Here is a 20837-nt window from a genome sequence, read left to right on the forward strand (position 1 = left end):
CCTGATAGCCAAGGTCCCTCCATGGGGCGGAGTATACCGGAACCCTTATCAGGGTTGGCGCCCATGCCCGTTTCCCGCCGGGGAGGGGCCGGGGAGCGGCGCGCCCGCGTCGGGGTGGCCCGAGCCCGGATCGTACCGGTGGCAGCTCAACTCCACCTGGCCCACGGTGGTGGGGGCGGGCCGCGTCGACCAGCACACCTCCGCCGTATGCGGGCAGCGGGGCGCGAAGGGGCACCCCGGCCCGTCCACGGCCACGGCCGCCGCCGTCGAGGTCGACACCGAGGCCCGCCGCACCTGGCGGCGCTTGCGCTGGAGCGCCGGATCCGGCACCGGGGCCGCCGCCACCAGCGCGCGGGTGTACGGATGGCTCGGCCGCAGGCACACCTCGGCGGCGGGCCCCGACTCCATGACCCGGCCCCGGTAGAGGACGACGACGCGGTGCGAGATGTGCCGTACGACCGCGATGTCATGGGCGATGAACAGATACGCCACGCCCAGCTCCGCCTGGAGCGCGGCCAACAGATTGATCACCTGGGCCTGGGTGGACACGTCCAGCGCGCTGACCGGCTCGTCGCAGACGACCAGACGGGGCGAGACCGCCAACGCCCGGGCGATGGCGACGCGCTGCCGCTGACCGCCCGAGAACCGCGCCGGATGCCGGTCCGCCGCGTCGTCGGGCAGCCCGACGGCCGCCAGCAGCCGCCGGATCTCCGCCCCCGCCCGCTCCCGGCCCGTCCCCTTGCGCCGCAGCAGCGGCTCGGCGAGCGTCTTGCCCACCGGATGGCTCGGGTTGAGGGAGCTGTACGGATCCTGGAAGACGACCTGGAGGTCGGACGCGAGCGCCCGGCGGACGCGCGCTGACGCACGCGTGATGTCCGCGCCGTCGAACGAGATCCGCCCCTCGGCGGCCCGGGTGAGGCCGAGGACGGCCCGGCCGATGGTCGACTTGCCCGAGCCGGACTCACCGACCAGGCCGACCGTTTCGCCCGGTTCGACGCGCAGGCTCACCCCGTCCACCGCGCGCAGCGGCGCGGAACGGCGGCCGGGCGCCGGGTAGGTGACCGCGAGGTCAGACAGCTCCAGCAGCGCGCTCATGGTCCACCGCCTTCCAGGAGTCGGCACGGATACAACGGGCCGCGCGCGGCCCACCGGGCGCGGGGTCGCGCACCAGCATCGGCACTGGCGCCGCCGAACAGGCCTCGGTGGCGTACGCGCAGCGCGCGGCGAACCGGCAGCCGGCCGGCCAGTCGCGCGGCAGCGGTACCGTCCCCTCGATGGCGGGCAGCGGGCCCGCCGTCGCCTCGCGCTCCGGCGTGGAGCGCAGCAGGGCACGGGTGTAGGGGTGCAGGGCGGCCGTGAAGATCTGGTCGACCGTGCCCTCCTCGACCACCTGCCCGGCGTACATCACCACCGCCCGGTCGCAGATGTCGGCGACCACCCCGAGGTCGTGGGTCACCAGGATCATCGCCATGCCCAGCTCCGCCTGGAGCGAGCGCAGCAGATCGAGGATCTCGGCCTGCACGGTGACGTCGAGGGCGGTGGTCGGCTCGTCCGCGATCAGCAGGTCCGGTTCGCCGGTGAGGGCGAGCGCGATCGCCGCGCGCTGCGCCATACCGCCGGAGAGCTGGTGCGGATAGGCGCGGCAGATCTGCTCCGGGCGCGGGATGCCGACGAGGCCCAGCAGTTCGACGGCGCGGGCCCGGGCCCGCGCCCGGTCCAGCCCGCGGTGCCGCCGCAGCGGCTCCACGAGCTGGGACCCGATGGTGAAGCACGGGTCGAGCGCGGTCATCGGCTCCTGCGCGATGTAGCCGATCCGCTTCCCGCGGTACGCCGCCAGCCGCTTCTCCGGCATCCGGGCGAGGTCCGCCCCGTCGAACAGGATCCGCCCCTCCGCGACGTGCCCGGCGCCCGGGACGAGGCCGAGGACGGACAGCGCGGTGACGGTCTTGCCGCAGCCCGACTCGCCCACCAGGCCGACGGTTTCGCCCGGCCGTACGTCGAACCCGACGCCGTCGACCACCGGCTGGTCGCCTCCGCCGTCCTCGGGGAAGGACACCACGAGACCCCGGACCCGCAGCAGCACGCCGTCGTCGGCGGGTTCCGCCGCATCGGAGTCCGCGGGCAGGGCGCGGTGGCCGAAGAAGCGTCCGGTGGCCGCCGCTCCCCGGCCCGCGGGGGCCGCGTCGCGCAGCGCGTCGCCGAGGAAGTTGAACGCCAGGACGGTGAGGACGAGGACGCCTCCGGTCGGGACCATCAGCCAGGCGTCCTGGTTGATGGCGGTGGCGGCCTCGGCGATGCCCGCTCCCCAGTTGGGCGCGGGGGGCTGCGGGCCGAGCCCGAGGAAGCCCAGACCGGACTGGATCAGCAGGGCGGTGCCCAGGGTCAGCGAACTCTGGATGAGCACCGGCGCGATGACGTTGGGCAGTACGTGCCGTACGACGATCCGGGGCGCCCGCAGCCCCGAGACGCGGGCGGCGTCCACGTACAGCTCACTCCGTACGGCCGCCGTCGTCGCCCGCACCAGCCGGATGATGGCGGCGGAGAAGATGACCCCGAGGGCGCCCATGGACACCGCGAACCCGCGCCCGTACACCGCGACCACCGCGAGCAGGATGATGATCACGGGCAGGGCCATCAGCGCCTCGGCGATCCGGCTGATGACGGCGTCGGCCCAGCCGCCGCGGTAGCCGGCCAGCAGGCCGAACGGGATGCCGATGAGCAGCGCGACCAGGACGGCTTCGCCGGAGCCGAGCAGGCTGAGGGCCCCGCCGTGCATCAGCCTGCTGAGCACGTCGCGGCCGAGGGAGTCGGTGCCGAGCCAGTACGTGCCGGACGGGCCCTGGTAGATACTGCGCAGATCCTGGTCGAGCGGATCGTGCGGGGCCAGCACGGAGGCGAAGAGGCTGCCGAGGACGACCACGGTGATCCACGCCAGGCTCAGCCAGGTCCCGGGGCGGCGCAGCACGCCGCGCGCGCGGCCCGTGCCCTTGTCGCCCGGGCGCCGGTGACGGCCCGGCCCGGCGGCCGCCACGGTCTCGGTGTTCACGCCGACGCTCATGCCCGCCTCGCCTTCGGGTTGAGCCAGGCGTTGGCGACGTCCACGAGGAGGTTCGCGGCCAGCACGATGGTGGTCGTGAACAGGACGACGGTGAGCACCACGGGGAAGTCCTTTCCGTTCACCGCCGAAAGGGTCAGCGCCCCGAGCCCGTTCAGCGCGAAGACCTGCTCCACGATGACGGTGCTGCCGAGCAGCCCGATGAACTGGAAGCCGACGCTGGTCACGATGGGAATCGAGGCGTTGCGCAGGGCGTGCCGGAAGATCAGCGAACGGTTGGAGACCCCGGCGGCGCGCAACGTGCGGATGTAGTCCTTGGTCAGCACGTCCAGCATCGCGCCCCGGGTCTGCCGGGCGACGGTGGCGATGCCCACCGCCGCCACCGACAGACAGGGCAGGGCGATCGAGGCGAGCCAGCGGCCGGGGGAGTGGGCGAAGGGCACATAGCCGGTGGCGGGCAGCCAGCCCAGCCGGATGGACAGCAGGAAGACCAGCAGCACGCCCAGCCAGAAGCTGGGGACGGCCATGAAGAAGCTGAGCACGCTCTGCCCCGCGCGGTCCAGGCGCCGCCCGCCGATCGCGCTCAGCACGCCGACGGCCACCCCGACGACGACCGTCAGCAGCACGGCACCGGCGACCACGGAGAGGGTGATGGGCAGCCGGGCACCGACATCGGCGGTCGTCGGCCTGCTGGTGAGCAGCGAGGTGCCGAAGTCACCACGCAGCACGTGCGAGAGCCACGTCCAGTACTGGTCGGCGAGCGGCCGGTCGTAGCCCATCTTCCGGTCCAGCGCGGCGACCTGCTCGGCGGTGGCTCCGTCGCCCAGGATGGTGCGCGCCGGGGATCCGGGGATCAGATTGACCAGGCAGAACGCCAGCGTGGCGATCCCCCAGAGCATCGGGACGACGACCAGGAGCCGTCGGAGGACTGTCCTGAGCACAGCACTTGCTCCTCGGACTCAGGAGGCGGGCTCCAGGCCCCTGACGAACGGCAGCGACTCCAGCGGCACGTAGTTCATCTCCTTGACCTTCTTCGGGTTGTAGAAGTAGTAGGTCTTGCCGATGTTGGTGACGACGAAGAGCGCCTGGTCGACGACCTCCTTGGAGATCTCCTCGTACGTCGCCCGCTGCCGCGCCCCGGTCTCGGCGGCCGCCTTGTCGATCAGCTTGTCCAGCTTCGGGTTGTCGACCCGGTACGGGTTGTACTGACCGTTCTTGCGCAGCAGCCGGTTGGCGTCGATGGGCGTGCCGATCCAGTTGTAGAACCAGGCGTACAGCGGGTTCTTGTCGGAGAGGCGCATCGCCTGGTACTGCGGCAGCGACACGTTGTGGATCTTGATGCGGATGCCCGACTTCTTCAACTGCTGGGCGAGCGCCTGCCCGTAGCGGTCGAAGAAGAGCACGGCGGTGTTGGTGACCGTGAGGTCGATGCCGTTGGGGTAGCCCGCCTGGGCGAGCAGCTTCTTCGCCTTCGCGGGGCTGTACGGATACGCCTTGTCCAGCGCCTTGACGTACCCGGGCTGGCCCGGCGGGAAGATCTGGGTGGTGGGCTGGCCCTCGCCCGCGGTCGCCTGGAGGGCCTCGCGGTCGACGGCGTAGTTCAGCGCCCTGCGGACCCGCACGTCGCCGAGCGCCTTGACCTGGCGGCCGCTGCGGTCGTTGATGTTGAGCGCGGTGAAGTAGCTCAGCGAGGAGGAGACGGCGAGGCCCGCGGCCTTGGCGGCCGGGACGTCGTCGAGGGTGCCGATCGCCCCGTCGATCTGCCCCGAGCGCAGGGCGTTCAGGGAGGCGGTGGAGTCCTGGATGATCGGGAACACCAGCTTGTCGAACTTCACCGACTTGGCGTCCCAGTACTTCGGGTTCTTGACGAAGGTGTACTTGTCGCCCGGTGTGGTGGCGGCCGTGTCCAGGGTGTACGGCCCGGCGCCGACCGGCTTCTTCTTCAGCAGCGCCGGGTCCTTCAGCGCCTTCGGGCTCGCCATCTGGCCGAGCACGGCGGAGAAGACGAGCGGCAGCGAGGGGTCGGGCCGGGACAGCTTGATCCGCACCTGGTCGGGCGCGGTGACCGTCACCTTGCTGATGGCGGCTATCTCGTCGGTCCGGGGGCCCTGGACGGATGTGCCGTGGTCGAGGTTGGCCTTCACCGCGGCGGCGTCCAGCTTGGTGCCGTCGGAGAAGGTCACGCCGTGGCGGATCGTCATGTCGAACGTCGACGGGTCGGCGTAGCGCCACTTCGTCGCGAGCCCCGGCGCGAACGACCCGTCCGGGTTGCGGTGCACCAGGCTGTCGTACGCGGCCTGCTGGGGCTGGAGGAACGGGCCCCAGTCGTTCTGATACGGGTCCCACTGCGAGACGACGGTGGTGGTCCCGAGGGTGAGGGTGCGGTTTCCGCCCCCCGATGTGTCGCCGGAGGAGGAAGAGCCGCAGGCGGTGAGGCCGCCCGCGGCCATCACCGTCACCAGCCCGACCGCCGTGAGTTGTACCCGCATAACGCCTCCTTGGGCCCGCTGGGCTGTCCACACGATTGCCCCAGGTGTTCCGACCCGTCAAGGCTTTCTATGCGATTCCTGCGCATAGATTCGAGGACATGGCTCACGGTAAGCCCGTCGTCGCCCCGATGGCCAGATCCGTGCACCGCCTGTTCAGAAGGGATGCGTGCGGATACTCCTCCCACGGTGGGTGATCTCGGCTACAGTGCAATCCATAGTCATGGTTTCAGGAGACGTCCGGATCAAGGAGACGCCCGTGGCCACCATCGCCCCCGTCGACCGGCAGCGGATGTATCTGGACGGGGCCTGGACCGCGTCCCGGGGCGGTACCCCGCTCGACATCCGCAACCCCGCCGACCAGGACCTCGTCGGCCGTACCGTCCTCGCCTCCCCCGAGGACGTGGAGCGGGCCGTCGCCGCCGCGCGCGCGTCGTTCGACTCCGGTGTGTGGCGGGATACGCCACGGCAGGACCGCGCCGAGGTACTGGAGCGGGCCGCGGACATCCTTCAGGAGCGGTCGGAGTACCTGGTCGACCTGCTCACCCGCGAACTGGGCTGCCCCCGCTGGTTCAGTGCCGCGGCCCATGTGCCCAACCCCATCAGGCACCTGCGCTACTACGCCGGTCTGGTGCGCTCCACCGACCCGGACGAGCCGCGCACCGACGGCGCGGGGAACACCAGCCTGGTCACCCAGGAGCCGGTCGGCGTCGTCGCCGCGATCACCCCGTGGAACGGGCCGCTCAGCTCGCCCATGCTCAAAGTAGCCCCGGCCCTGGCGGCGGGCTGCTCGGTGATTTCCAAGCCCGCTCCGGAGGCCCCGCTCACCCTCTTCGAACTGGCCGAGGCGCTGGCCGAGGCGGGCCTTCCGCCGGGCGTCTTCAACCTCGTCCCCGGCGACCGGGACGCCGGGGCCCACCTCGTGGCCCACGAGGGCGTCGACAAGGTGGCGTTCACCGGATCGAGCGCCGCCGGGAAGCGGATCATGGCCGTCTGCGCCGAGCGCATCGCCCGCGTCACGCTGGAGCTGGGCGGCAAGTCGGCGGCGATCGTGCTCCCCGACGCCGACCTGGCGGCGTTCGTCAGGAAGATCCTGCCCATGGCGCTGATGGTCAACGGTCAGGCGTGCATCGCCCAGACCCGGATCCTGGTCCCCGCCACCCGGCACGACGCGCTCGTCGACGCGCTGGCCGCCGCCTTCCGCGAGGTGCCCGTGGGCGACCCGTTCGCGGCCGGGACCGTCGTCGGCCCGCTGATCAGCGAGCGCCAACGGGACCGGGTGGAGGGCTATCTGGCCACCGGCCGCGCCGAGGGCGCCCGGGTCGTGGCCGGCGGAGGGCGTCCCAATGGCCTCGACGCGGGCTGGTACGTCGAGCCGACGCTGTTCGACGGCGTGCACAACGGCATGCGGATCGCCCGCGAGGAGATCTTCGGCCCGGTCGTCACGGTCATTCCGTACCGGGACACCGACGAGGCCGTGGCGATCGCCGACGACTCCCCGTACGGCCTCTCCGGCTCGGTGTGGACCGCCGACCCGGACGCGGGACTCGCGGTGGCGCGGCGGCTGCGCACCGGCATGGTCAGCGTGAACGGCCACCCGCAGGCGTACGGGAGCCCGTTCGGCGGGTTCAAGGAGTCTGGCATCGGGCGCGAGATGGGCCCCGAGGGCCTGCGGGCCTACCAGGAGACCAAGTCGATCGCCGTGTCGCCGGGGTGAGGTTCAGCCGGGGTGAGGCGGCAGGGCGATCGGGATGGTCTCGCCGCCGCCCTCGGGGGTTTCGAAACCGATGCGCACCGGGTGGCCCGCCCGGAGCTTGGCCGGGTCGATGCCCCGCACCCGCACGGTGATCCACGGGCCCTCCGCCAGCTCGACGTACGCCACCACCGTGGGCGGCACCGCGTCCGTTCCGCGCACGGGGATGACCGTCCAGGTGACCACCTCGCCGAGGCCCGACGCCTCCCGCCACTCCAGCGGCGCGAGCGGGGCACACGGGCAGATGACCGCGGCCGGAGGGAGGTAGCCGCCGCACTCCGTCGACCAGCGCAGCAGCAGGACACCCCGGGCCGCGGCGTCGAAGAACTCCGCGGAGTGTTCGTCACGGGTGAGGGGGGAAACGCTCACGGGCCCAGTCCTTCCGGATTCCTCGCAGATGATCAGGGGTGGGGATGCGGGCCGAGGATCAGCGTCGCATGGTGGTCGAGTACCCCGCCGTTGCCGCTGACCAGGATCGCGTCGGCGCCCGCGACCTGCCGCGGGCCGCCGTCGCCCCGCGCTTGGATGACGCCTTCCGACAGCGGCGTCATGCCCCACATGTAGTACGAGGAGAGCTGGCCGCCCCCGGTGTTGGTGGGATGGCTGCCACCCGGCGCGAGGGCCCCCGAGGCCGCGAACGCGCCGCCCTCGCCCTTGCCACAGAAGCCGTAGTCCTCCAGGGACACCAGCGTCGTGAAGGTGAAGCAGTCGTAGATCTCGCGGACGCCGATGTCGGACAGCGAAAGACCGGCCATGGCGAGCGCCGCCGGGCCGGACGTGGCGGCCCCCGTGACCAGGCCGAAGCCGCTGCCGCGCGCCATCGGGTGCCCGGGGTGGCCCTGGCCCCAGCCGAGCACGTACACCGGCGGCCGGGCCAGGCTCCGGGCCCGCTCGGCGCTCGTGACGATGACCGCGATCCCGCCGTTGCTCACCAGACAGCAGTCGAACAGCCGCAGCGGATCGGCCACCACACGGGACGCCTGATGGTCCTCCAGCGTCAGCTTCCGGTCCCTCATCTGCGCCCGCTCGTTGAACGCCGCCCACTGCCGGGCGGCGACGGCCACCGCGCCCAGCTGCTCGCTCGTCGTCCCGTAGCGCTCCATATGACGCCGGGCGGCGAGCGCGTACTTCGCGGCGGCGCTGTCGAGACCCGCGGCCCGCGGCAGCCCGTCCAGGGCGGACGCCTGCCGGGCGGCGCCGGTGTACGCCGCACCGCTGCCCGCGCCCTGGCGCAGCGGCGCGTCCGCGTACACGCAGGCGACCGTCTCGGCGAGCCCCGCGCTGATCGCGAGCGAGGCGTACTGCACCATGGCGCACGCGGAGGAGCCGAAGCCCTGCACCGTGGAGAGCAGCCGCAGCTCCCCGACGCCCAGCGCGGCCTGGAGCGGCAGCCCGATGTCGCCGCCGACGCCCGGGTTGATGAGCAGACCGTCGAGTTCGGTGAGCCCGATCCCGGCGTCCTCGGCGGCCAGGGCGACGGCGCGCACCGCGAAGTCCGTCGCCGTACGTCCGTACACCTTGCCCATCTCGGTGATGCCGAGACCGGCGATGGCGGTCCTGCCGGACAGCTCGTGGGACATCCGGCCTCCTCAGTCCGTGCCGTACGCACTGTCCGCGCGCAGCGGCAGCGTCGCCCGGACCGTGCCGGGGCCGACGGTGACGCCCGCGGAGTTCTCGCAGCGGACCTCGATGTCGACGGTCCCCGGCCCGTCCTCGGTGGTCACCGACACCACCCGGGCGTGCACCCAGGTGGTGTCGCCGACGACGTTGAACGCCCGCATCCGGAAGCCCCTGATGCCGCGGATGGTCCCGGCCGGACCGATCCAGTCGCGGACGATCCGCTCCCACATCCCCAGCAGCAGCGAGGTGTTGGCGTACATCTCGGGCGCGCCGGTGGCCCGTGCGTAGTCGGTGTTGTGGTGGATGGAGTTGAAGTCGCGGTTGGAGCCGGCGGCCATGACGAGGCGGTAGACGGGCAGCGGATACGCGACGCTCGGCAGCTCCTCTCCCTCGCGCACGTCCTCGAAGCGGCGCTGTCCCGCCGCGCGTCCCGCGGTCACCGTACGGCTCCCTTCGGTGTGGGCTCGTAGGCGTAGGTGCTGGTGCGGATCCGGGCGACGACCTCGCCGTCCGCCTCGGTGACGATGTCGCTCTCCCAGGTCAGGAACGCGCCACGGCCCACCGAGGTCTCCTTCGGCACACAGTCGACCAGCCGTCTGCCGCTGCGCCCCACGCGCTCACCGGCCACCACCGGGCGCAGGAAGTCGAATTCGATGCCGGTGGCGAAGAAGCCCGTGGTGCGCGGGCCGAGCGGCATGTCCTGGTTGTTGATCGGGCTGTGCACGGGCTGCGCGTCCCGCTCGGCGGAGTCGAACAGCGTCTGCCCCGGCTCCCACATGGGCGGGATCGTCCAGGTGATGAGGCCCGTGTACGGCATGGTCACATCGGCGAAGCCGTGGGCGCGGGCCACCGCGGGGTCGGTGTGCAGCGCGCAGTCCAGCTCCAGCGGCTCCAGGAAGCGCCGGATCGCGCCGCGCTCGACGGGATCCGCGCCGAAGACGGTGGTGCCGTCGGAGAAGTCCCGCCCGACCGCGTCCACGACCGGCTTCCAGGCCGCCTGCCAGTCCCCGTTCTCACCAGCACTGTTCACACCAGAACCTTCTCTTCTTCGAGGGTGCGCAGCCGCTCCTCCGAGTAGCCGAGGAGGTCGCGCAGGACGTACGCGGTGTGCTGGCCGAGTGTCGGCGCGGCGCGGCGGACCGACCCCGGGGTCAGGGAGAGCGCCGCGCGGGGGCCCTCGACCACCGTCTCGCCGTGCACCGGGTGGGGCAGCCGGACCAGATGGCCGCGGTGGAGCAGCGCCGGATCGGCGCATAGATCGGCGCTGGACGCGGAGAGATGGGCGGGGACGCCCGCCGCCTGGAGCACGCTCTCGGCCTCCTCTGCCGTGCGGCCCGCGGTCCACGCGGCGAGGTGCGCGTCGAGTTCGGCTTCCCGGGCGCGGCGTCCGTCGGCGGTGGCGAGGGCGGGGTCGCTGGCGAGGCCGGGGCGGCCGGTGGCGTGGGCGAGCCGCCGCCACTCCTCGTCGTCGCGGGCGGTCAGGGCGACGTAGCGGGGTGTGCCGCGCTCCGGCAGGCAGGGGTAGACCCCGTGCGGGACAAGCGCTTCGTCGGCGTTGCCGCGCCGCCGGACCACGGTGCCGTCGGCGGCGTAGTGCGCACAGTAGGGCGACAGGAAGAAGACGCCCGACTCGACCTGGGAGACGTCGATGTAGGCGCCGCGGCCGGTCCGCTCGCGCTGTTCGAGCGCGGCGAGCAGCGCGACGAGCGCCAGCCGCGGCCCGACGTAGTCGGTGTACGGGCCGAAGGGGCCGATCGGCAGGTCGTCCGGCCATCCCACGAGGTCCTGGAAGCCGCTGAGCGAGGCCCCGGTGCTGCCGTACCCGGCGAGCGCCGAGTGCGGGCCCGTCTGCCCCATCAGGGACGAACTCAGCACGATGAGACGGGGGTTGTGCGCCCGCAAGGTCTCCTGGCCCAGCCCCCAGCGGGCCATCCTGCCGGGCGAGAAGGACTCCACCACCACATCGGCCCAGGCGGCGAGGTCGGCCGCGACCGCGCGCCCGGCCTCCTTGCCGAGGTCCAGGGCGAGACCGTACTTGCCCGCGTTGGCGTTGCCGAAGAGGGCCGAGTTCTCCACCCCCGGCACGCCCCCGTGGAACGGCGGCATCAGCCGCGAGGTCTCGATCCGCCGGCTGGACTCGACGCGTACCACCTCGGCGCCGTGGTCGGCGAGGGTGCGTCCGACGAGGGGACCGGCGACGACCCACGACAGGTCCAGCACCCGCAGGCCCTCCAGCGCGGGGGCCGGTGCCCGGTCGGACACCTCCGCGCGCACCCCGGTCCGCCCCGCAGGGGTGGTCCACTCGGTGCGCACCTCGTCGGTGTGCTCGCCGAGCAGCGGCGCGGGACGCCGTACGCACGGATACGGGGAGTCGCTGACGTGCGCGAACCGCCCGGGCAGGGTGACCCGGCGCGGCCCGTCGCCGACCGACGTGAAGTAGCCCCGGTGGGCCAGTTGGGGGCTCGCGGCGACATCGGCCATGTCGGCGATGCCGATGCACAGCAGCCGGTGCTCGACGGCGGCGTCCAGGATCTCCGCCTTCGTCTTCCGGGCGAACCAGGCGCGGATGTCGCGGCGCGCCGCCCGGAGGTCGTCCTGGGTGACCTCGCCGCTCTCCACCCGCTCCGGCAGCAGCCGCCAGTCCCATGCGGCGAAGCGCGGCTCGCAGGCGCCCTCGTCGTGCAGCAGCCGGAAGAAGGTGTTGGTGAAGCCCCCCGAGGCGGCGCCCATCGCGAGATGGAACTCGACCACGCCGTCCCGGCACGCCCACTTCTTCATCGCGCTCGACGTGGCGGCGCCGCTGCCGCTCCGGTCCGTACGGGCGGTCCGTGCGACGGGGTTGCGCTGCCACTCGGGGTTCTCGTCACCGACGGCGTCGGCGAGCGCCCGGCCGAGGGTGGCGAGCGGCAGACACGCCTGGACGGAGACGTCGACGAGCTGGCCGCGCCCGGTGGCGCGCCGGGCCAGGTGGGCGAGCAGCGCACCGGACGCGGCGTCGGCCGACGCGTGCAGATACGCCTGCGGGACGCTGATGCGCACCGGGGGACGGTCGCCCTCCCGGTGCGGGTCGAGCGGGCCTCCGGCCGCCCAGAGCACCAGGTCGCTGTCGGCGTAGTGGGCCTTGGGGCCGGTGAGCCCGAACGGCGTGATGGACGTGTAGACCAGATGCGGATGGGCGCGTAGCAGCCGCCGGTGGCCGAGGCCGCGTTCGGCGAGCCAGGCGGGGGAGAGCGATGTCACCAGGATGTCGGCCGCGGCGATCAGGGCTTCCAGTGTGGCGATGCCTTTCGGCGCGTCCAGGTCGAGGGCGACGCCGCGTTTGTTCGCGGCGTACGTGTGCCAGTAGAGCGAACCGCGCGGCGGGCCGCCGGTGAGCGGGGGATGGCGGCGGGCGGGGGAGCCCCTGGCGGGCTCGACCTGGACGGTGTCGGCGCCGAGGTCGGCGAGGAGGCGGCCGCACAGCAACCCGCGTGCGTCGGTGAGGTCGAGGACCCGTACGTGTTCCAGCATCATCGGCGCGGGCTCCTGCGTCCGGCTTCGAAGATCGCCGAGGTGTCCGCGAAGCGCTCGGCGAGAAAGGGCGAGGACCCGGGCGCGCTGGTCATCCCGCCGTCCACGCACAGGGTCTCTCCGGTGATGAAGCGCGCGGCGTCCGAGGCCAGGAAGGCGACGGCCTCGGCGATGTCGTCGGCCTGGATGGGCCGCCCCATCCACGCGGTGTCCGCCATCTTCCGCTCCGCGCCCGCCAGGTCGGCCGCGTCCCCGGTCGTGACGTCGGCCATCATCGCGGTGACGGTCGCGCCGGGGACGACGGCGTTGACGCGGATCAGGTCGGCGCGCAGCTCGGCGGCCACGGAGCGGGTGAGGCCGATGACCGCCGCCTTGGCGGCGCTGTAGGCGTGCGGGCCCTGGCCGCCGGAGAGCCCCGCGGGACTGGAGGTCGAGATGACGCAGCCGGACCGCCGGGGGCGCATGACCCGGGCCGCGTGCTTCATACCGAGGAACACTCCGCGCAGATTGACCGCGAAGGTACGGTCGACCTCCGCCATGTCGGCCGTGCCGATCGGCCCGATGGCCCCGAGGACCGCCGCGTTGTTGAACATGATGTCGAGCTGTCCGTAGCGCCGTACCGCCTCGTCGACCAGCGCCGCGACGTCGTCCTCGGCGGCGACGTCCGCGGTGAGCACGGTGAGCCGGTCGCCGTGGCCGGAGAGGGCGCCGCCGGGGTCGGGGCCGCGCAGATCGCCCGCGACGACGGCGGCGCCCTCGTGCAGGAAGCGGCGCACGGTCGCGGCGCCGATCCCGGACATGCCTCCGGTGACGACGGCGACGCGGCCTTCGAGGCGGCCGGTCACGGCTCGCCGTCCGTCGTGGTGGGCGCCGGTGCCGCGTCGAGCAGGGTGATGGCCATCTCGGGGCAGGCGCTCTCGGCGTCGGCCGCCTGGCCCAGCAGCGGGCCGGGTACGGGGAGGTCGGTGCCGCGCTGTTCGACGAAGCCTTCCTCGTCGTCGCTCAGCAGATCGGGTGCCACGGTGTAGCAGCGCCCGTGGCCGGTGCAGCGGGCCGCGTCGAGGCGGAGCCGGGCGGTCATGCGTCCCACTCCAGCGGCAGGCTCATCAGCGTCAGCTGGCTGCCCCGCTCCACGAGCGGCGCGTCGGAGGCGATGCGGTAGTGGGGGATGCGCCGGTGCCATTCGCGCAGCACGATGGCCAGCTCGACGCGGGCCAGGTGCATGCCGAGGCAGCGGTGCGGCCCCGCGCCGAACCCGAGGTGCTGGTTGACGCCCTTGCGGCCGAGCCGGAACGTCCCGGGCTCGGGGAACTTGCGCGGGTCGCGGTTGGCGGATCCGATGCCGAGCCACACCACCTCGCCCGCGTCCAGGCGCAGCCCGTCGAGTTCGACGGGGCGGGACACCTCGCGCCCGGCCTGGATGACGAGCGGATAGAGCCGTATGAACTCCTCGACGGCGGCGGGTACGGCGTCCGGGTCCCCGATGAGGGTCGCGCGGTCGTCGTCGTGCCGTGCGAGGTGCCAGAACATGTAGCCGAGCGCGCTGCGGGTGGTGTCGAGCCCCGCCATCGTGAGCGTCAGGCAGACGGTGAGGATCTCGTCGTGGGTGAGCGGCTCCTCGTCGGCCCCGCGGCGGGCCTGGACCAGCCGGGACACCAGGTCGACGGCGGGGTCGAGCGGGTTGCGGCGGCGCTCCCTCACCCGGGCGTCGAAGTAGTCGGTGATGTTGGCCGACGCGGAGCGGGCGCGCTCCGCGTCGCCGGTGAAGATGCCACCGAAGACGTCCTCGACCCAGGGCACGAAGAACGCGCCGTCCGAGGTGGGCAGGCCGAGCAGGTCGAGGAAGACGTCGGTGGGGTAGCGGATGGCGAACTCGGCCACGAAGTCGCATCTCCCGAGGGGACGCAGCTCCTCGATCAGCTCGACGCAGCGGGCGGTGGCGAAGGGCTCCATCCGGCGGACCGCGGCCGGGGAGAAATACGGATTGACCACGCGCCTCAGCCGGGCGTGTTCCTCCCCGCCGAGCTGCTGGGGGAGCAGGTCGATGCCGCGCTCGGGGTTGAGCGCGCTGGTGACGTCATTGGTGAACGTGTCGGGGTTCTGGAAGCCCTTGAGCACGTCGTCGTACCGGGTCAGCATCCAGAAGCCGCGCTCCGTGGTGTCGCTGAAGTGGTAGCGGCTCGCTTCACGTTCGCGGTCGAGAAGGTCGTAGTGTCCGGCGGGAGCGGTCGTGCTCCGGTAGTCGGTATGACTCACCGGGCACTGCTGGATCTGCTCAGACATCGCCACGGCTCCTGGTTCGCTCGTGCGGCCCGTTTGTCGACCCAACATGACCTGAGGGTTCAGCCCAAGTCAATAACCATGCGCATAGTTCCGGAGCGGGTGCGGCGGCAGGTCAGTCGCGCATACCGCGCCACGCCGTCGTACCGCCGTCCACGGAGTAGACGGCGCCGGTGATGAACGACGCGTCGTCGGAGGCCAGGAAGCAGACCAGTTTCGCCACTTCCTCCGGCCGCCCCATGCGCGGGATCAGGTGGGTGCCCGACATCCGGCGCTCCTGTGCCGCGCGGTCCTCGGCGACGCCCAGCCGGGCGCGGCTCATGGGGGTGTCCACGGAGCCGGGGCAGTAGCAGTTGCACCGCACGTCGGGCGCCAGGTCGATGGCGCAGGCGCGGGTCAGCTGGATCACCCCGCCCTTGCTGGCGGCGTACGCGGCCGCCGGGTACCCCGTCAGCCCCGCCACCGACGAGGCGTTCACCACGGAGGGGCCCCGGTCCGAGGCGCGCAGATGCGGCGCGGCGTACTTCGTGGCCAGCCACATCGCCTTGAGGTTGATCCCCAGCACCGCGTCCCAGGCGTCCTCGGGCAGCGTCTCGAACGTCGCGCCGGGCGCGAAGGCCGAGTCGAGAACGCCCGCGTTGTTCACCAGGACGTCGATGCCGCCCATGGCGGACGCCGCCGCGGCGACCATCTCCTCGACCTGGGGCGGGCGCCGCAGGTCGACGGTGATCGCGACCGCCCGCGCGCCCAGCGCGCGCACCTCGGCGGCGGCCGACTCGGCGGCCTCCGGGGCGATGTCGGCCAGCGCCACGTGCTCGGCGCCGCGGGCCGCGGCTTCGAGGGCGATGGCGCGGCCCATGCCCTGGGCGGCCCCCGTCACGAGATAACGCTTGCCGGGCACTCGTACACCCCCCACAGCGGAAGTAGTGTGCATATCATGCGCCTGGTTTTGAGATAGGGTCAAGACGCGGCACACCCGGGGAAGGACGTGGCCATGGACCTTGAGCGACGACTGCGGGACGTGGAGGACCGGCTCGCCCTCCAGGAGTTGGTCGCCCGGTACTGCCTCGCGATCGACGACCGCGACTGGGAGGCGCTCGCCGCACTGTTCGACGCCGACGCCGCCATGCCCATCCGCGGCGAGGAGGTGCGCGGCCGGACCGCGGTGGTCGCGGCCCTGCGCGAACGGCTGGCGCCGGTCGCGCGGTCCGTCCACGCGCCGCACTCCTGCGTCCTGGACGAGCTGGACGAGGAGAGCGCGCGGGGTACGGTGCTGGGCCATGTCGAACTGGGCCTGGCCGACACCACCCACTACGGCGCCCTCCGCTACGCCGACCGTTACGTACGCCGGGCGGACCGCTGGGTCTTCGCCCGGCGCGAGATGACCTACGTCCACATGGGGCCCTGGTCCGAGGTCGGGCGCTCGCTGCGCTGAGGGCCCGCCCCGCCCCCTTAAAACAGTCGCATATTTTGTGCTTCACTCGTTTTCGTCGCGTCACCTCACCCGCTCACGGTCGGGAGGAACTTCCGATGGCCGACTCCCAGGCGTCCCCGTCCCCTGCCCACCTCGACGCGGTCGTGGTGGGCGCCGGCTTCGCCGGGCTGTACGCGCTGCACCGGCTGCGCGGCCTCGGCCTGTCGGTCCGCTGCCTCGACGCGGCGAGCGGCGTGGGGGGTACGTGGTTCTGGAACCGCTACCCGGGCGCGCGGTGCGACGTGGAGAGCATGGACTACTCCTACTCGTTCTCCCCCGAGCTGGAACAGGAGTGGGTCTGGACCGAGCGCTACCCCGCCCAGCCCGAGATCCTCCGCTATCTGGAACATGTCGCCGACCGCTTCGACCTGCGGCGCGACATCCGGCTGGAGACCCGGCTGACCCGCGCCGTCTTCGACGAGCGGGACCCCGGATGGGACCTCACCACCGACCGCGGCGGGCCCCTCCGCGCGCGGTTCCTCGTCATGGCCACAGGCTGTCTCTCCACGGCCCGCGTCCCCGACCTCCCCGGCCTCGACTCCTTCCAGGGCGCGACGTACCACACCGGGAACTGGCCGCACGAAAGGCGTGGACTTCGGCGGCAGGCGGGTCGGCGTCATCGGCACGGGCTCCTCCGGCACCCAGGCCATCCCGCTGATCGCCGCGCAGGCCGCGCACACCACGGTCTTCCAGCGCACCGCCAACTTCAGCCTCCCGGCGCGCAACAGGCCGCTCGACCCCGCCGAGCAGCGGGCGCTGAAGGCCCGCTACCGCGAGCACCGCGCCATGGTCCGCTACTCGCCCAACGGCACCGGCCGCCGCAACAACGACCAGTCGGCGCTGGAGGTCTCGCCGGAGGCGCGCCGGGCCGAGTACGAGGCGCGCTGGCAGGAGGGCGGGGGCGGCTTCATCGGCGCCTTCAACGATCTGCTTGCCGATGAGCGGGCCAATGACACCGCCGCCGACTTCATCCGGTCCAAGATCCGGGACATCGTCCATGACCCGGCGGTGGCCGAACTGCTGGTCCCGCGCGGCTTTCCGGTCGGGTCGAAGCGGGTCACCGTCGACACCGGCTATTACGCCACCTACAACCGCGACAACGTCACCCTGGTCGATGTCGGTTCGTCCCCGATTGAGAAGATTGTCCCCACCGGCGTACGGACCGCCGACGCCACGTACGAACTGGACAGCATCGTCTTCGCGACCGGCTTCGACGCCATCACCGGAGCCGTGCTCGCGGTCGACATCCGCGGCCGGGGCGGGCGGAGCCTGCGCGAGAAGTGGGCGGCGGGCCCCCGCACCTATCTGGGGCTCGCCACGGCGGGCTTCCCCAACCTCTTCCTGATCACCGGCCCCGGAAGCCCCTCGGTGATCAGCAACATGGTGGTGTCCATCGAGCAGCACGTGGACTGGATCGCCGACCTCCTCCACCACGCCCGGCACGGGCGGCATGGTGTGCGCCGAGGGCGGACGAGGGACGCCGAGGACACCTGGGTCGCGCACGTCAACGAGGTCGCCGACCGCACCCTCTTCCCGCGCGGCGCATCCTGGTACACGGGAGCGAACATCCCCGGGCAAGCCGCGGGTCTTCATGCCGTACGTCGGCGGTGTCGGCACCTACCGCCGCCACTGCGAGTCCATCGCCGAGCGCGGCTACCCCGGCTTCCGATTCCTGCCTGGAGCCTGATCCGCGGTCACGCCCGGAACCGCGGCAGCACCTCGTCCCGGAACAGCCGCATCGTGGCCAGCACCTGCTCCTGCTCCAGGTCGTACCACTGCATCCGCAGGATCACATAGTCCACCCCGAGCGCCGCCAGCTCGCCGAGCTTGGCGGCCGCCACGTCCGGGGTGCAGAAGAGGTACGACTCGTCCGCCACCTGCGCGGCCGCCGCGTCGCTGGTCAAGTGGCGGTACGACGCCGTGGTGTCCGGCGCGTCGAAGGCCGCGTACGCACGGGTGAGCGCGCCCCGCGCCCGCAGCCCGATCTCCCGCGCCCGGTCGCCGTCGTGGTCGAGGACCAGCTCCCTGCGGACGACGTACGAGAACGGGCGCTCCGCCCGGCCGTACCGCGCAGCCTCCTCGCGCCGCCAGCCGATCACGGTCTTCAGCCGGTCCGGTGCGACATGCGGCGGGATGATCCACCCGTCGCCGAGCCGCGCCGCCCGCCGCGCCCCCGCCCGGTGCGCCCCGGCGCCGATCCACACTGGCGGGCCGCCGGGTCGTACGGGAGGCAGGCTGATCCGCTCGCCGTCCACGGTGAAGTGGGTGCCCGTGTGCCGGACCGTCTCGCCGGACCACAGGGCGCGGATGACCTCGACGGCCTCCTCGTACCGGGGTTTGCGTTCGTCCATCGGGATCCCGAACGACCGGAACTCGTTCTCCCGGTAGCCCATGCCGAAGCCCGCGATGACCTGGCCGCCGGACAGATGGTCGAGCGTGGCGTACAGCTCGGCGACCTCCACGGGGTGGTGCAGCGGCAGGATCAGCATGTTCGTGCCGATGTCCATGCCGCCCGTCTCCGACGTCAGCGCCGCCAGCGTCGGGAGCGGCTGGAGGGTGGGCATGTTGCCGAGGTAGTGCTGAAGCATCCACACCGAGGAGAACCCGGCCTCCCGGGCCGCCGCGACCTGCTCGCGCAGGGCGGGGATCCGCTGAGCGGGGACCACGCCCGGCGGGAAGTCGTTCATGATCGCGAGACCGAACCTCATCTGGGACTCCGCTCACCGGCCACGAGGGTGCTGGGCACACGGGACACGGAAACTATGCTCACGTTTTCCCGGCGACGCAAGACACGCGTCCGGTCACGGCTCAGGGGTGAGCTGTCCGCGCATCCGTACCGTCTCCGCCGGGTCCCAGCCCTCGCGCGGCACCGACGACAGCAGCAGCCGGGTGTACGGGTCCTCCGGGGCGTCCAGCACCCGGGCCGTCGGGCCCGTCTCGACGGCCCGGCCGCGCCGCATCACCAGCGTGTCGTCCGTGACGTGCCCGACGACGGCCAGGTCATGGCTGACGAAGACCAGCGCCACCCCCGTCTCCCGGCGGATCTCGGCGAGGAGCAGGAGGATCTGCGCCTGGATGGACACGTCCAGCGCGGCCACCGCCTCGTCCAGCACCAGCACCTCGGGTTCCACGGCGAGCGCACGGGCGATGGCCAGCCGCTGGCACTGGCCCCCGGACAGCCCCCGCGGCCGGGCTTCGGCCTCCCGTTTGCCCAGGCCCACCTGGTCGAGGAGTTCGTCGACCCGCGTGGTGGCGGCCCGGCCCTGGTGCCGCCCGTGCAGCCGCAGCGCCCCGTGCAGACACTGACGCGCCGACAGTCGTGGGTCGAGGGACACATACGGGTCCTGGAACACGATCTGGATCTCGCGGGCGCGCCGCAGCCGCTCCGCCCCGCGCCCGACCGGGCCCCGCGGCCTTCCGCCGCGTACGCCGGGGGTCCGCTCCCGCCCGTTCACGGTGATCGTGCCCGCGTCCGGCCGTACGAGGTCCACCAGCATGCGGGCGACCGTGGTCTTGCCGGAGCCGGACTCCCCGACGATGCCCAGCGAGCCGCCCGCCGGGACGGTGAACGAGACCGTGTCCACGGCCGTCGTCCGGCCGCCGTCCGGGAGGGCGTAGGTCTTGTACAGGCCCTCGACGACGAGTGCGGGGGTGGTCATGTGCTGCTCCTCGTTACGAGTTCCAGTCGGCGGCACGCCGCGAACTCCTGCTCGGCGGACGCCCCGCCGCCGAACGGGATCGCCACCGGCGCCCAGGTGTCGCACTCCGGCTCGGCCTTCGGGCAGCGCGGGGCGAAGGAGCAGCCGGTGAGGGCGTCGGACAGGGACGACGGACGGCCGGGGATGGGGCGCGGTTCGTGGTCCCTGCCCAGGGTGGGCGAGCATTCCAGCAGCCCGCGGGTGTAGGGGTGCCGCGGCTCCGCGAACAGCCCGCGGGCGGGCTGGTGTTCCACCACATGGCCCGCGTACATCACGTACACGCGGTCGCAGTAGGCGGCGGCGAGCGGCAGGTCGTGGGTGATGAACAGGGTCCCGAGGCCGCTGCCTGACTCCCGGCGTTCGGCCTGGATGCCGCGCAGCAGCGCCAGCACCTCCGCCTGGGTGGTGGCGTCCAGCGCGCTCGTCGCCTCGTCGGCGAGGAGCAGGTCGGGTTCGGTGCACAGCGCGGCGGCGATCACGACGCGCTGGAGCATTCCGCCGGACAGCTCGTGCGGGCGCTGCCGCATCCGGCGCTCCGGATCGGGCAGGCCCACGGAGGCCAGCAGCTCCGTCGCCTTCGCCACCGCCGCGCGCTTCGGCAGGCCCAGGACCCGGATGAGCGGTTCGGTGAGGAAGTCGCCGATCCGGCGCACCGGGTTCATCGCGGAACGCGGGTCCTGGAAGATCATGGAGACGGTGCGGGACCGGTGTGCGCGCAGCCGCGCGGGGTCCATGGTCAGGACGTCCTCGCCGTCGACCCGTACGGAGCCGGAGGCGTGGGCGTGCTCGGGGAGCATGCGCAGCACGGCCCGTGCCGTGGTGGACTTGCCGGAGCCCGACTCGCCGACCAGGCCGACCACTTCACCCCGGTCGATCCGCAGCGACACCCCGCTGAGCAGTGGCCGGGCGGCGGCACCGGCGGGCAGCCGGAGGGTGAGATCCTCGATGTCCAGCAGCATGG

19 protein-coding genes and 1 pseudogene are annotated in these 20837 nt (G+C 72.7%); 4 read left to right on the top strand and 16 right to left on the bottom strand.

All coding sequences use genetic code 11. The features are described from left to right. Window positions 1–48: 48 nt before the first annotated feature. The 4 genes from SSOG_RS39115 to SSOG_RS39130 are packed head-to-tail and all read right to left on the bottom strand — an operon-like array spanning window position 49 to window position 5544. Window positions 49–1095 carry an oligopeptide/dipeptide ABC transporter ATP-binding protein gene (locus SSOG_RS39115; RefSeq protein ID WP_009719847.1) on the bottom strand — a complete coding sequence of 349 codons (1047 nt, stop codon included), beginning with the start codon at window positions 1093–1095 and terminating at the stop codon, window positions 49–51. Next, entirely contained in the window at window positions 1070–3058 is a 1989-nt protein-coding gene (locus SSOG_RS47815) for a dipeptide/oligopeptide/nickel ABC transporter permease/ATP-binding protein (protein WP_078510514.1), read from the bottom strand. Before SSOG_RS47815 ends, SSOG_RS39115 begins: the two co-directional genes overlap by 26 nt. Further along, window positions 3055–3996, bottom strand: coding sequence for an ABC transporter permease (locus tag SSOG_RS39125; RefSeq protein ID WP_009719849.1), 942 nt, complete (start codon window positions 3994–3996; stop codon window positions 3055–3057). Before SSOG_RS39125 ends, SSOG_RS47815 begins: the two co-directional genes overlap by 4 nt. A gap of 18 nt (window positions 3997–4014) precedes the next feature. Next, entirely contained in the window at window positions 4015–5544 is a 1530-nt protein-coding gene (locus SSOG_RS39130) for an ABC transporter substrate-binding protein (RefSeq protein WP_050800109.1), read from the bottom strand. Between the two features lie 220 nt (window positions 5545–5764). Between SSOG_RS39130 and SSOG_RS39135 the strand changes: the two genes are divergently transcribed. Continuing rightward, window positions 5765–7258: an aldehyde dehydrogenase gene (locus SSOG_RS39135; protein ID WP_106516530.1), complete on the top strand. Its 1494-nt coding sequence runs from the start codon at window positions 5765–5767 to the stop codon at window positions 7256–7258. A gap of 3 nt (window positions 7259–7261) precedes the next feature. On the opposite strand, the gene SSOG_RS39140 is transcribed toward SSOG_RS39135, so the two are convergent. From SSOG_RS39140 to SSOG_RS39185, 9 genes are all read right to left on the bottom strand, one after another. Further along, the gene (locus tag SSOG_RS39140) at window positions 7262–7663 is read right to left on the bottom strand and encodes a Zn-ribbon domain-containing OB-fold protein (RefSeq protein ID WP_039939753.1); all 402 of its coding nucleotides are present in this window, start codon (window positions 7661–7663) and stop codon (window positions 7262–7264) included. A gap of 32 nt (window positions 7664–7695) precedes the next feature. Continuing rightward, the gene (locus SSOG_RS39145) at window positions 7696–8874 is read right to left on the bottom strand and encodes a thiolase C-terminal domain-containing protein (RefSeq protein WP_039939754.1); all 1179 of its coding nucleotides are present in this window, start codon (window positions 8872–8874) and stop codon (window positions 7696–7698) included. 9 nt (window positions 8875–8883) lie between these two features. Next, the gene (locus tag SSOG_RS39150) at window positions 8884–9354 is read right to left on the bottom strand and encodes a hotdog family protein (RefSeq protein WP_009719854.1); all 471 of its coding nucleotides are present in this window, start codon (window positions 9352–9354) and stop codon (window positions 8884–8886) included. Then, window positions 9351–9944 carry an FAS1-like dehydratase domain-containing protein gene (locus tag SSOG_RS39155; RefSeq protein ID WP_009719855.1) on the bottom strand — a complete coding sequence of 198 codons (594 nt, stop codon included), beginning with the start codon at window positions 9942–9944 and terminating at the stop codon, window positions 9351–9353. Before SSOG_RS39155 ends, SSOG_RS39150 begins: the two co-directional genes overlap by 4 nt. Beyond that, window positions 9941–12427: a CaiB/BaiF CoA transferase family protein gene (locus SSOG_RS55175; RefSeq protein ID WP_208867416.1), complete on the bottom strand. Its 2487-nt coding sequence runs from the start codon at window positions 12425–12427 to the stop codon at window positions 9941–9943. Before SSOG_RS55175 ends, SSOG_RS39155 begins: the two co-directional genes overlap by 4 nt. Beyond that, window positions 12424–13269, bottom strand: a complete 846-nt coding sequence (locus SSOG_RS39170; RefSeq protein ID WP_009719857.1) for a glucose 1-dehydrogenase — start codon at window positions 13267–13269, stop codon at window positions 12424–12426. The genes SSOG_RS55175 and SSOG_RS39170 overlap by 4 nt, the downstream gene beginning before the upstream one ends. Then, complete coding sequence (locus SSOG_RS39175; protein WP_009719858.1) at window positions 13266–13505, bottom strand: ferredoxin; 240 nt, start codon at window positions 13503–13505, stop codon at window positions 13266–13268. The genes SSOG_RS39170 and SSOG_RS39175 overlap by 4 nt, the downstream gene beginning before the upstream one ends. Next, entirely contained in the window at window positions 13502–14707 is a 1206-nt protein-coding gene (locus tag SSOG_RS39180) for a cytochrome P450 (protein WP_039939756.1), read from the bottom strand. The genes SSOG_RS39175 and SSOG_RS39180 overlap by 4 nt, the downstream gene beginning before the upstream one ends. Window positions 14708–14819: 112 nt before the next feature. Continuing rightward, window positions 14820–15605 carry an SDR family NAD(P)-dependent oxidoreductase gene (locus tag SSOG_RS39185; RefSeq protein WP_009719860.1) on the bottom strand — a complete coding sequence of 262 codons (786 nt, stop codon included), beginning with the start codon at window positions 15603–15605 and terminating at the stop codon, window positions 14820–14822. A gap of 93 nt (window positions 15606–15698) precedes the next feature. Between SSOG_RS39185 and SSOG_RS39190 the strand changes: the two genes are divergently transcribed. From SSOG_RS39190 to SSOG_RS39195, 3 genes and pseudogenes are all read left to right on the top strand, one after another. Then, window positions 15699–16139 (top strand): nuclear transport factor 2 family protein, encoded by a 441-nt coding sequence (locus SSOG_RS39190; RefSeq protein ID WP_050800111.1) that lies wholly within the window; start codon window positions 15699–15701, stop codon window positions 16137–16139. A gap of 95 nt (window positions 16140–16234) precedes the next feature. After that, window positions 16235–16684 (top strand): annotated as a pseudogene (locus SSOG_RS57685) (flavin-containing monooxygenase); the annotation flags it as partial. 82 nt (window positions 16685–16766) lie between these two features. After that, window positions 16767–17975 carry a flavin-containing monooxygenase gene (locus SSOG_RS39195; RefSeq protein WP_281048220.1) on the top strand — a complete coding sequence of 403 codons (1209 nt, stop codon included), beginning with the start codon at window positions 16767–16769 and terminating at the stop codon, window positions 17973–17975. Here SSOG_RS39195 and SSOG_RS39200 read toward each other — a convergent pair. The 3 genes from SSOG_RS39200 to SSOG_RS39210 all read right to left on the bottom strand — a co-directional run bounded on the left by SSOG_RS39200 (window position 17873) and on the right by SSOG_RS39210 (window position 20835). Beyond that, window positions 17873–18886: an LLM class flavin-dependent oxidoreductase gene (locus tag SSOG_RS39200; protein ID WP_009719863.1), complete on the bottom strand. Its 1014-nt coding sequence runs from the start codon at window positions 18884–18886 to the stop codon at window positions 17873–17875. The two genes, SSOG_RS39195 and SSOG_RS39200, sit on opposite strands and share 103 nt — an antisense overlap. Window positions 18887–18979: 93 nt before the next feature. After that, entirely contained in the window at window positions 18980–19837 is an 858-nt protein-coding gene (locus SSOG_RS39205; protein WP_009719864.1) for an ABC transporter ATP-binding protein, read from the bottom strand. After that, window positions 19834–20835, bottom strand: coding sequence for an ABC transporter ATP-binding protein (locus SSOG_RS39210; RefSeq protein ID WP_009719865.1), 1002 nt, complete (start codon window positions 20833–20835; stop codon window positions 19834–19836). Before SSOG_RS39210 ends, SSOG_RS39205 begins: the two co-directional genes overlap by 4 nt. Window positions 20836–20837 lie beyond the last annotated feature (2 nt).

Origin of the sequence: Streptomyces himastatinicus ATCC 53653, assembly GCF_000158915.1 — a bacterium.
GTDB classification, from domain to species: Bacteria; Actinomycetota; Actinomycetes; order Streptomycetales; family Streptomycetaceae; genus Streptomyces; species Streptomyces himastatinicus.